Here is a 10,422-nt window from a genome sequence, read left to right on the forward strand (position 1 = left end):
GGGCGGCGGCGGGCCGCGGCGAGCCTGCGGCGGGCGGGCTCCAGCCGGCCCGCGAGGTGTTCGGCGCGGGCGGCGGCGTCGCGGGCGGCCTCGACGCGTTCGGCGAGGGCCGTGCGGCGCGGTTCCCAGCCGGCGAGCCAGTCGGCCGCGTCCCGGAGGGCGTCCTCGTCGGCGCGCGCCTCCCGGGCGAGTACGGCGCGTTCCTCGGCGACGGCGGCCGCGCGGCGCTCGGCGCGGCGGGCCGCGTCGAGGCCGCCGAGCTCCTCGCGCAGCCGGTGTTCGAGGGCGGAGAGCTGTTCGGCGCCGGCCTCGGCGAGGTCGGGGGGCAGCAGGGCGCGGGCCCGCTCCCGGGCGGCGTGCGCGGCGGCGTGCTCGCGCTCGGCGTCGCGGCGCAGTCCGAGGGCGGGAGCCACCCGGTCGGCCTTGAGGCCCCGGTCGAGGGCGTCCTGGAGGCGGTCGCGCTCGGGGGCCTGCTCGGTGAGCCGCTCGCGGCGCCGGAGGGCGTCGGCGTGCCGGGCCTGCCGGGCGGCGAGGTCGTTCTCCGCGTCGAGTGCGGCGCGCGCGGCGTCCCGGGCGGCCTCGGCCGCGGTGAGGCGCACGTCCGCGATGTCGAGGGCCTCACGCGCCTCGGTGCGGGCGACGGCGGCCCAGGTGAGGACGGAGTCGGCGAGCCCGGGGTCGCCCGGCCGGCCCTCGACGGGGGTGCGGGCGGCGGCGAGGCCGCCGGCGGCCTGGGTCATGCGGTGGGCCAGGGTGAGCAGCCGCGCGTCCCCGTCCTCGACCTGCTGCTGGGCGGCGCGGCGCAGTTCGGCGAGGCGTTCCTCGACGGCGGCGAAGCGGCGGGTGTCGAAGAGGCGGCCGAGGAGCTTGCCCCGGGCCTCGGCGTCGGCGCGCAGGAAGCGGGCGAAGTCGCCCTGCGGGAGAAGGACGACCTGGCAGAACTGCTCGCGGCTCATGCCGAGGAGCTGGGTGATCTCCTCTCCCGTCTCCTGGTGGGAGCGGCTGAGGCCGGCCCACTCGCCGGTGGCCGGGTCGTACTCGCGGAGCCAGGTCTGGGCCTTCTCGGTGGTGAAGCCGGGTGCACCGCGCTTCTTGGGCCGCTGCTGGGCGGGGCGGCGGGTGATCTCCAGGCGCCGGTCCCCCACGGTCAGTTCGAGGAGGACCTCGGTGTACGTGCCGACGGGGGCGTGGTCGCTGCGCAGGGAGGCGCCGGGGGTCTGGCGGACGCCGGGCACGCTTCCGTACAGGGCGAAGCAGACGGCGTCGAGGACGGAGGTCTTGCCGGCGCCGGTCGGCCCGTGGAGGAGGAAGAGCCCGGCGGAGGACAGGGCGTCGAAGTCGATCCTCTGCGTGGTGCCGAACGGGCCGAAGGCGGTGATCTCCAGGCGGTGCAGCCTCACCGGCCCACCTCGCGCTCGGCCGTGTCGACGCGGACGTCGTCGAAGGCGCCGTACAGGACCGTCCGTTCGGCGCCGTCGAGGCCGCCGCCGCGCACGTGGGCCACGAAGTCCTCCGCGATCTGCTGGTCGCTGCGGTCCCGGAGCCGCTGGGCGTAGGAGGCGCCGGGGTTGTCCGGGGTGCGCTCGGGGTCGAAGACCAGGTTGAGGGTGTGCGGGAAGCGTTCGGTGAGCCGGGCCATGGGCTCGGGTGGCCGCACGGGGTCGGTGAGGGTGGCCTCGACCCAGGACTGCTCGTGCGGGGTGAGGGCGGGGTCGGCGAGGAGGTCGTCGAGCCGTCCCCGGATGCGGGCGAGGGGGCGCGGGACGGGGCAGTCGAGGCGTACGTCGCCGGTGATCGTCCCGTCCTCTCCGAGGTCGATCAGCCACATGCTCTTGCAGTGGTCGGCCTCGGAGAACGAGTAGGCGAGGGGGGAGCCGGAGTAGCGGACGCGCGGGGTGAGGGTCTGGCTGCCGTGGAGGTGGCCGAGGGCGACGTAGTCGACGCCGTCGAAGATCCCGGCGGGGACGGCGGCGACGCCGCCGACCGTGATGTCCCGCTCGCTGTCGCTCGGCGCGCCGCCCGCGACGAAGGCGTGGGCGACGACGACGGAGCGGGTGCCGGCGGGCCGGCGGGCGAGGTCGGCGCGGACCCGGTCCATGGCGGCGGCGAGGACGGCCTCGTGGCCGCCCTTCTCGGCGCCGAGCCGCTCGCGGACGAGCACGGGTTCGAGGTAGGGCAGCCCGTAGAGGGCGACCTCGCCGTGGACGTCGGAGAGGAGGACGGGGGTGCCGATGCCGTCGGGGTCGGTACGGAGGTGGATACCGGCCCGCTCGATGAGTCCGGCGCCGACGCCGAGCCGCCGGGCGGAGTCGTGGTTGCCCGAGATCATGACGGTGGGCACCCCGGCCTCGGCGAGACGATGCAGCGCGGTGTCGAAGAGCTCGACGGCGGGCAGCGGGGGCACGGCCCGGTCGTAGACGTCCCCGGCGACGAGGACGGCGTCCACGTCGTGCGCGTGGACGGTCGCCACGAGGTGGTCGAGGAAGGCGGCCTGGGCGTCGAGGAGGCCGACGCGGTGGAAGGACCGGCCGAGATGCCAGTCCGAGGTGTGCAGGAGCCTCACGATGCCGCCCCACCCCGCATGTGCCCTGCCCCTCGCCGCCGGTTCCCGTTCGTGTGCGCGCACCACGCTATCCCGAGCGGGCGGGTGGGTGCGGCCCGTCCACGGGAGCGCGTGCGGCCGGGCGGGCCCCGGGACCCGGCCGCACCGCGTCGCGTACGGGGCCTCACTGACGGCCCGTCACGTGAGGTGCGTCACGTGTGACGTCTCACGCCGTCACGTGTGATGCCCCACGCCGTCACGTGTGACGTCTCACGCGTCGCCGTACGCCTCGCCGCCTAGTTCGAAGGAGGCCGTGCCCGCCGTGGCGTCGGCGAGCCAGCCGCGGAAGGCGGGCACGTCCCCGTCGGGAAGGCCGACCTCGATCGTGACGGCGTCGGCGTACCGCACCTCGCGGACGGCGCGACCGGTGGCCCGCAGGTCGTTCTCCAGCTTGCCCGCGCGCTGGTGGTCGACGGTGACGGTGGCGAGCCGGAAGCGCTGCCGGGTGACGGTGCCGAGGGCGTCGAGCGCCTCGCCGACCACCCCGCCGTACGCGCGGATCAGGCCGCCCGCGCCCAGTTTCACGCCGCCGTAGTAGCGGGTGACGACGGCGGCGACGTACCGCATCTCGCGGCGCAGCAGCATCTGGAGCATGGGGACGCCGGCCGTGCCGCCGGGCTCGCCGTCGTCGCTCGCCTTCTGCACGGAGGCGTCGGCTCCGAGGACGTACGCGAAGCAGTTGTGGGAGGCGGTCGGGTGCTCCCTGCGGATCCGCGCGACGAACTCCTGCGCCTCGCGCTCGTCGGCGACGGGCGCGAGCGCGCAGAGGAAGCGCGAGCGGTTGATCTCGGTCTCGTGCACACCCTCGCGGGCCAGCGTGCGGTACTGCTCCTGCATCCGACCAGCGTACGGGCCGTCCGGCCCGGCCTGGTCGGCACGGCGCCCCTAGGGGAGATCTCAGGGCCGCCGGGACGCACGTACGGGAATCCCGGCCCGCCGCGCCTCGTTCTTCTCATGGACGGACCGCACCGACGAGAGGCAGCAGAGCGATGAGCGTAGACACCACGACCACGGACCCCGCCGCGTACTCCGCGTCGGAGGCGGTGCGGCGGATCCTGACGTCCACGGGCGACACCTGGGCGGTGGTCGGCCTCTCGTCGAACCGGTCCCGTGCCGCGTACGGGGTGGCGGCCGTCCTCCAGCGTTTCGGCAAGCGGATCGTCCCGGTGCACCCGAAGGCGGAGACGGTCCACGGCGAGCGGGGTTACGCCTCGCTGGCCGACATCCCGTTCCCGGTCGACGTCGTGGACGTCTTCGTGAACAGCGAGCTGGCGGGGGCCGTCGCCGACGAGGCCGTCGCGATCGGCGCCAAGGCGGTCTGGTTCCAGCTGGACGTCGTCGACGACGACGCGTTCGCCCGGACCCGCGGGGCGGGCCTCGACATGGTCATGGACCGCTGCCCCGCGATCGAGATACCGCGCCTGGGCTGAGCCCCGGCCGCGTCCTCAGCCGACGGGGACGCCGAGGCCCTCCAGGACGACGGCGCCGGGGAGTTGGGCGAAGGCCTTGCCGGGGAGGATGAGCTTGCCCCGGCGGCGGCCGCTGCCGACGAGGACCCACTCGGTGTCGACGACGGCGGCGTCGACGAGCAGCGGCCAGTCGGCCGGGAGGCCGAGCGGGGTGATCCCGCCGTACTCCATGCCGGTCTCGCCGGTCGCGGTGTCCATCGGCGCGAACGAGGCCTTGCGGGCGCCGAGGTGCTTGCGGACGAGGCCGTTGACGTCGACGCGGGCCGCCGACTTCACGAGGCACGCGGCGAGGGTGGTCGTCTCCCCGCGCCTGCCCGCGACGACCACGCAGTTGGCGGAGGCGTCGAGGAGTTCGGGCCCGTGGTGCTCCACGAAGACGGCCGTGTCGGCGATGACCGGGTCGGTGTCCACGTACAGCACCTGGTCGGCCGGGACGGGTCCCGTCCAGGCGCGGACGGCGGCGGCGACGGGGTCGGTCAGGAGGTCGAGGCAGTCGGGGGCGGGTCGGGCGTCGTCGAAGTCTCCGATGGGTGCGCGCATGCGCCTCACGCTAACAACCGCCGCCCGGTCCGGGGACGTCCGTCTCAGCGTACGGGCGACGGCTTACGGGCGGGGGCGTCAGCGTACGGGCGGGGGCGGGTGTCGGCGCACGGGCGGCGGGTGTCGGCGTACGGGCGGCGGGGGCGTCAGCGTACGGGTGGGATGGAGACGGCCATCGTCATCTCGACCGGCTCGTCGCCGTCGTTGCGGTAGGTGTGCGCGACGTTCGCCTCGAAGACGGCGGAGGTGCCGGCGGGCAGCGGGTGGTCCTCGCCGTCCACGACCAGGGTGAGCGTGCCGGCGGTGACGTGCAGCAGTTCGACCGTGCCCTCGGGGTGCGGGTCGGAGGCGGTGCCGTCGCCGGGCATGAGGGTCCAGGACCAGAGCTCCAGCGGGCCGCGGGCCTCCGTGCCGACCAGGAGGGTGGTGTGGCTGCCGGTGGAGGTGGACCACATCCGGACGGCCTGGCCGGGCGGGACGAGCCGGACCTGGGGGCCCTGCTCGTAGTCGAGGAGGGTCGTGATGGAGACGCCGAGGGCGTCGGCCAGCTTCACGGTGGTGCCGACGCTGGGGTTGGTCCGGGCCTGCTCGATCTGGATGATCATGCCGCGGCTGACGCCGGCGCGTGCGGCGAGCGCGTCCAGGGTGAATCCCCGCTCCTTGCGCCAGCGCTTCAGGTTCCGGGCGAGCGACTGCGTGAGCTGGTCGAGGTCCGACACATTCCGTCCAATATTCTGGATGACAGAGTTCAATGAACTGAACTACGGTGGGGTGCACCCGATTGTTCACTGCACTGTACTGCCGCACGCCCTTGCGAGGATCCATGACCGCCCTGTTCGCCCTGGCCACCAGCCTTCTCTGGGGCCTCGCCGACTTCGGGGGCGGACTCCTCACCCGCCGGATCCCCGCCCTCACCGTCGTCGTGGTCTCCCAGACCCTCGCGGTCCTCGTCCTGGGCACGATCGTCCTCGCGACCGGCGCCTGGACCGAGGCGGGACCCCAGCTCTGGTACGCGGTCGGGGCGGGCGTCGTCGGCCCGGCGGCCATGCTCGCGTTCTACAAGGCGCTCGCGCTCGGCCCCATGGGCGTGGTCTCCCCGCTCGGCTCCCTCGGCGTCGTCGTCCCCGTCTCCGTCGGCCTGCTCGTCGGCGACCGGCCGGGGCTGCTCCAGTTCGCCGGCATCGGCGTGGCGATCCTCGGCGTGGTGCTCGCGGGCGGACCGGAGCTGCGCGGGGCGCCCGTCCAGCGCCAGGCGGTCCTGCTGACCCTGGTCGCCGCCTTCGGCTTCGGCTCGGTGATGGCGCTCATCGCCGAGGCGTCCACGACCGTCACGGGCCTGTTCCTGGCCCTGTTCGTCCAGCGCGTCACCAACGTCCTGGTCGGCGGCGGAGCCCTGTACGCCTCGGTGCGCCGTGGCGGCCGCGCGCTCCCCGAGGGCGGGGCCCGGGCCGTCGGCGCCGCGATTCCGGCCCTCGCCTTCGTGGGCCTCGCGGACGTCGCCGCCAACGGCACGTACGCGATGGCCGCGCAGCAGGGCCCGGTCACCGTCGCCGCCGTCCTCGCCAGCCTCTACCCGGTCGTCACGGCCCTCGCGGCCCGCGGGGTCCTCAAGGAACGCCTCCGCGCCGTCCAGGCCGCGGGCGCGGGTCTCGCCCTGGTGGGCACGGTCCTCCTGGCGACGGGCTAGGGGGCCGGGGGTCGATCAAGACGGCACGGACTCGGAGCTGCCCGCGCGCTGGGCCTCCCAGACCGCCAGCGCCGCGAGCTGCTCCGGGGTGACGTGCTCCGGGATCGGGGTCGGGGCGGGGGTGCGGAGCGGGGGCTGCCAGCCGTTCTCCGGGTCCCAGCTGCGGACGACCTTCGCCGGGGCGCCCGCCACGACCGAGTGGTCCGGGACCTCGCCGCGCACCACCGCGCCCGCCGCGACGACGACGTTGCGGCCGAGGCGCGCGCCGGGAAGGACCACGGCGCCCGTGCCGAGCCAGCAGCCGGGGCCGATGGAGACGGGTTCCGAGCGGGGCCACTGGCGGCCGACGGGCTCGTCCGGGTCGTCGTAGCTGTGGTTCGTCGAGGTGATGTAGACGTACGGGCCGCAGTACGTGTCCGAGCCGATCGTCACCTTCGCGTCGGCGATGACGTGGCTGCCCCGCCCGAGGACGACCCCGTCCCCCAGGGACAGGACCGTGTCGGTCCCGAGGTCGAGGTCCGGCAGCATCCCCGCCGTCAGCGTGACCTGTTCGGCGATGATGCAGCACTCGCCGATCTCGATCCACGGCTCGCCGAAGACCGTGCCCTGCGGGAAGGCGAGCCGGGTGCCCGCGCCGAGGCGGCGGAACCGCAGCTTCCCGGGATGCTCGGCGGTGACGGAGCCGGCCTGCTGCACCCAGCGCCAGCCGCCCTGTACGGCACGGGCGAGGAGCCTGCGCCGCCAGGCGGCGAGGGATGAGAACGTGTTTCTGTTCCTGGGCACCCGGCCACCGTAGTCGGAGCCGTCGTACCTGATCAGTGCGGTGCGCTGTGATGTCCGTCATGAGCACGGCATAGGCTGCGGCCGGGGGCACCCCCGGGCGTGACACGACGGCTGACGATCCCAGGATCCGACGATCAGGAGCGAACCATGACAGAGGCGTTGATCAAGGGAGTGGGCGGCAAGGAGCCGCGGATCGACCCGACCGCCTTCACCGCCCCGACCTCCGTGGTGCTCGGCGAGGTCACGCTCGGCGCCCGCGCCGGCATCTGGTACCACGCGGTGCTGCGGGCGGACTGCGGTCCGATCGCGATCGGCGAGGACTCCAACGTCCAGGACAACTGCACGGTCCACGTCGACCCCGGCTTCCCCGTCTCGATCGGGGACCGGGTGACCGTCGGCCACAACGCGACCGTGCACGGCTGCGTGATCGAGGACGACGTGCTCGTCGGCATGGGCGCGACCGTCCTCAACGGGGCCCGGATCGGCGCCGGCTCGCTCGTCGCCGCCCAGGCGCTCGTCCCGCAGGGGATGGAGATCCCGCCGGGCTCGCTGGTCGCGGGGGTCCCGGCGAAGGTGCGCCGCCCGCTGACCGACGAGGAGAAGGCGGGGATCCGGCTGAACGCCGAGATGTACCTGCACCTCGCCAAGGTCCACGCCGAGGCCTTCGAGGACTGAGCTCCGACACGGCGGAGGGCGGCACCCGTCCGGGGTGCCGCCCTCCGCTCCGTACGCGTGCGGTCCGCGCTCAGTCCGTCGCGGGGACCGGCTCCGGCTCCGCGGCCTCGGCCCGCTGCGCCGCCGCCTTCCTGGCGCGGTTCCTGACGACCAGCATCGAGGCGACGCCGATCAGCACGGCGAGGACGAGGCCCAGCCAGGAGAAGCGCTTGAGCCAGGCCTCGGCGACGACGCCGACCGAGTAGATGACGGCCGTGGTGCCGCCGGCCCACAGGATGCCGCCGAGGACGTTGGCGATGAGGAACTTCCAGTACGGCATGTGCAGCACGCCCGCGAGCGGTCCCGCGAAGATGCGGAGGAGGGCGATGAAGCGGCCGAAGAAGACCGCCCACATGCCCCACTTCTGGAAGGAGCTCTCGGCGAGCCCGATGTTGGCCTCGCTGAAGTGCTTGGGGAACTTCCCGCCCAGCCAGGCGAGCAGCGGCCGTCCGCCCTTGCGGCCGATCGCGTATCCGATCGAGTCGCCGACGATCGCGCCGGCGGTGGCGCAGGCGCCGAGGACGTACGGATTGATGTCGCCGTGCTGCGAGGCGAGCAGCGCCGAGCTCACGAGCACGATCTCGCCGGGGAGCGGGATGCCCAGGCTCTCCAGCCCGATCACCGCCGCCACAAGGACGTAGACGGCGACCGCGGGGATCGTCTCCAGCCACTCCTGGACGTGCAACGCGCTTCCTCCCGTATCGGCTGCTCAGCTGCTCGATGGCCCGGACACACCTCGACGGGCACGCCGTCGAAGCCTACCCCGGCCGAGGGGACGGGGCCCTCGACGAGCACCGCCCCCCATACGGACGCCCCCGCACCCCGGAGGGTTGCGAGGGCGGCGCGCGGCGGCCGGAGGTCAGGCGTTCGGGCGCAGGGTCCAGACGACGGTCATCTCGCCGGTCACGGCGCCGTCCTCACGGGTGATGTCGATCCGCACCGGGAACTCCGGGCGCTGCCCGGCGTCGAGTTCGGCGACGACCTCGGCGGCGGGGCGGCCGAGGGTGGCGGTGGCCGTGACGACGCCCATGGCCAGCTTCTTGTAGCCGATCTCGGCCTTGACGGCGAGCGGGACGGCACGGCTCAGCTGGTCGCCGAAGGCGGCGAGCACGATGGCGCCGCTGGCGGACTCGGCGAGGGTGAACATCGCTCCGGCGTGCGGGCCGCCGACGTGGTTGTGGTAGGCGGGCTGGTCCGGGAGGCGCACGACGGCGCGCTCGGCGGTGGTCTCCAGGAACTCCAGGTTCAGGGTTCCGGCCATGGGGACCGTGGCGGCGAGCATCTCGCCGACGGACATCTGGTCTGCGCTCATGGACCGTGATGTTACCCACGAGTAGCAGCCTTGGCCATCCCCGTCCGCCCCCGGGCCGGGGGCGGGCGTGGTCGAGCGGCCCCCGCACCTCTATGGTTACTGGCCATGTGGCCAGGACAGCAGCCGCCCGGGGGCGAGCAGAACCCGCAGGACCAGAGTCAGAACCCCTACCAGCAGTCGGGGTACCAGCAGCCGAACCCGTATCAGCAGCCGCCGGCCCAGCCCGGGTACCCGCAGCAGCCGCAGACGCAGCCCGGCTATCCGCAGCAACCCGGCTATCCGCAGCAGCCGCCGACGCAGCCCGGGTACCCGCAGCAGGGATACGCCCAGCAGCCGGGTCAACCCAACCCGTACCAGCAGCCGACCGTGCCGCAGCAGTACGCGGTGCCCGGCCCCGGACAGCCCGGCGGGCCCGACGGCGGGAAGAAGAAGCAGACGACGCTCGTGGCGATCGTCGCCGCCACCGCCGTGGTCGTCGCGGCCGGAGTCACCGGTTTCCTCGTGCTCGGCAAGGACGACGACAAGAAGGACGTCGCCGACGACCCCAAGCCGCCCGTCACCGCCTCCGCGGACCCCTCGTCCGCCCCGGCGCCCACCCCGAGCCAGTCGATCGCCAACCCGCGCGACGGCGCGGCGCAGCAGCCGACGATCCCCGGCTGGAAGGTCGTCTACAACCCGAAGTACGGCACCCTCTTCGACGTCCCGCCGGAGTGGGAGGTGCACAAGCCGGGCTCGATCACCTTCTTCGAGGACGAGAAGAAGGGCGGCGGCGTTCCGCTGGTCACGATGTCCAGCCCCACGAGCCTCAAGACCAAGTGGTGCGCCTACGACGTCGACAAGAACGGCACCGACGAGACCTGGAGCCTGGCCACCGCCGGCACCAAGGGCGGTCAGGGCGCCAAGGACACCGCGGCCGCCGCGCGCGGCGAGGCCGGTACGTGGGTGTGGGGCGGCTACGCCCAGCACATGCCGCAGAGCACCATCAAGATCACCAAGCCCGTGCCGTACACCACGAAGTCCGGCCTCACCGGCAGCCTGGCGACCGCCACGGCGCCGGGCGTCAAGAAGCGCAACAAGTGCGAGACGGACGGCAAGTCCTACGCCTTCACCTTCAAGAACACGGCGGGCGACTTCTCGACCTGGGTGCTCTACGGGGCCGACGGCGTCAAGGACGAGCTGCCCGACGCCACGGTCCGGCAGATCCTCTCCACGGTCCGGCTCGTGTGGTTGTCGCGGTGGGCCTCGTGCAGTGGCGCCTGGGCTTCGATGAGGGACATGGTTCTCCCCTCGTTCCGGCGGGCCTGGATGCATCCGC

The 10,422-nt window shown here is 73.9% G+C and carries 12 protein-coding genes; 4 read left to right on the plus strand and 8 right to left on the minus strand.

What is annotated here, in order from left to right; all coding sequences use genetic code 11:
- The 3 genes from ABZ318_RS37095 to ABZ318_RS37105 form a co-directional block, all read right to left on the minus strand.
- Positions 1 to 1,400, minus strand: a 1,400-nt coding sequence (locus ABZ318_RS37095) for an SMC family ATPase (RefSeq protein WP_356906829.1), incomplete at its 3' end; no start/stop codon positions are given.
- A complete protein-coding gene (locus ABZ318_RS37100) occupies positions 1,397 to 2,563 on the minus strand; it encodes an exonuclease SbcCD subunit D (RefSeq protein WP_356906830.1) in 1,167 nt (388 codons plus the stop codon). The genes ABZ318_RS37095 and ABZ318_RS37100, both read right to left, overlap by 4 nt.
- Before the next feature lie 249 nt (positions 2,564 to 2,812).
- Positions 2,813 to 3,439 carry a YigZ family protein gene (locus tag ABZ318_RS37105; protein WP_356906831.1) on the minus strand — a complete coding sequence of 209 codons (627 nt, stop codon included), beginning with the start codon at positions 3,437 to 3,439 and terminating at the stop codon, positions 2,813 to 2,815.
- 152 nt (positions 3,440 to 3,591) lie between these two features.
- Between ABZ318_RS37105 and ABZ318_RS37110 the strand changes: the two genes are divergently transcribed.
- Positions 3,592 to 4,032 carry a CoA-binding protein gene (locus ABZ318_RS37110; RefSeq protein ID WP_356906832.1) on the plus strand — a complete coding sequence of 147 codons (441 nt, stop codon included), beginning with the start codon at positions 3,592 to 3,594 and terminating at the stop codon, positions 4,030 to 4,032.
- 15 nt (positions 4,033 to 4,047) lie between these two features.
- On the opposite strand, the gene ABZ318_RS37115 is transcribed toward ABZ318_RS37110, so the two are convergent.
- Both ABZ318_RS37115 and ABZ318_RS37120 read right to left on the minus strand, forming a co-directional pair.
- Positions 4,048 to 4,611, minus strand: a complete 564-nt coding sequence (locus tag ABZ318_RS37115) for a YbaK/EbsC family protein (RefSeq protein ID WP_356906833.1) — start codon at positions 4,609 to 4,611, stop codon at positions 4,048 to 4,050.
- Between the two features lie 146 nt (positions 4,612 to 4,757).
- The gene (locus ABZ318_RS37120) at positions 4,758 to 5,330 is read right to left on the minus strand and encodes an XRE family transcriptional regulator (RefSeq protein WP_123458761.1); all 573 of its coding nucleotides are present in this window, start codon (positions 5,328 to 5,330) and stop codon (positions 4,758 to 4,760) included.
- Between the two features lie 104 nt (positions 5,331 to 5,434).
- Between ABZ318_RS37120 and ABZ318_RS37125 the strand changes: the two genes are divergently transcribed.
- Positions 5,435 to 6,298, plus strand: a complete 864-nt coding sequence (locus ABZ318_RS37125) for a DMT family transporter (protein ID WP_356906834.1) — start codon at positions 5,435 to 5,437, stop codon at positions 6,296 to 6,298.
- 15 nt (positions 6,299 to 6,313) lie between these two features.
- On the opposite strand, the gene ABZ318_RS37130 is transcribed toward ABZ318_RS37125, so the two are convergent.
- Positions 6,314 to 7,081 (minus strand): acyltransferase, encoded by a 768-nt coding sequence (locus tag ABZ318_RS37130; RefSeq protein ID WP_356906835.1) that lies wholly within the window; start codon positions 7,079 to 7,081, stop codon positions 6,314 to 6,316.
- 147 nt (positions 7,082 to 7,228) lie between these two features.
- On the opposite strand from ABZ318_RS37130, the gene ABZ318_RS37135 reads away from it, so the two are divergent.
- The gene (locus ABZ318_RS37135; protein ID WP_030686275.1) at positions 7,229 to 7,756 is read left to right on the plus strand and encodes a gamma carbonic anhydrase family protein; all 528 of its coding nucleotides are present in this window, start codon (positions 7,229 to 7,231) and stop codon (positions 7,754 to 7,756) included.
- Between the two features lie 70 nt (positions 7,757 to 7,826).
- Here the strand turns inward: ABZ318_RS37135 and ABZ318_RS37140 are convergent, their stop codons facing one another.
- Positions 7,827 to 8,480, minus strand: a complete 654-nt coding sequence (locus ABZ318_RS37140) for a DedA family protein (RefSeq protein ID WP_356906836.1) — start codon at positions 8,478 to 8,480, stop codon at positions 7,827 to 7,829.
- A 174-nt stretch (positions 8,481 to 8,654) separates the two neighbouring features.
- Positions 8,655 to 9,107 carry a DUF4442 domain-containing protein gene (locus tag ABZ318_RS37145; RefSeq protein WP_177181806.1) on the minus strand — a complete coding sequence of 151 codons (453 nt, stop codon included), beginning with the start codon at positions 9,105 to 9,107 and terminating at the stop codon, positions 8,655 to 8,657.
- A 105-nt stretch (positions 9,108 to 9,212) separates the two neighbouring features.
- Here ABZ318_RS37145 and ABZ318_RS37150 point away from each other — a divergent pair.
- The coding region (locus tag ABZ318_RS37150) for a hypothetical protein (protein WP_356906837.1) at positions 9,213 to 10,422 on the plus strand (1,210 nt) is incomplete at its 3' end.

Source organism: Streptomyces sp. NPDC006197 (assembly GCF_040613865.1).
Taxonomy (GTDB): Bacteria; Actinomycetota; Actinomycetes; order Streptomycetales; family Streptomycetaceae; genus Streptomyces.

Coding starts and splice junctions, on each gene's coding strand:
- ABZ318_RS37105 (WP_356906831.1), bottom strand. CDS start 3,439: ATGCAGGAGCAGTACCGCACGCTGGCCCGCGAGGGTGTGCACGAGACC.
- ABZ318_RS37110 (WP_356906832.1), top strand. CDS start 3,592: ATGAGCGTAGACACCACGACCACGGACCCCGCCGCGTACTCCGCGTCG.
- ABZ318_RS37115 (WP_356906833.1), bottom strand. CDS start 4,611: ATGCGCGCACCCATCGGAGACTTCGACGACGCCCGACCCGCCCCCGAC.
- ABZ318_RS37125 (WP_356906834.1), top strand. CDS start 5,435: ATGACCGCCCTGTTCGCCCTGGCCACCAGCCTTCTCTGGGGCCTCGCC.
- ABZ318_RS37135 (WP_030686275.1), top strand. CDS start 7,229: ATGACAGAGGCGTTGATCAAGGGAGTGGGCGGCAAGGAGCCGCGGATC.
- ABZ318_RS37145 (WP_177181806.1), bottom strand. CDS start 9,107: ATGAGCGCAGACCAGATGTCCGTCGGCGAGATGCTCGCCGCCACGGTC.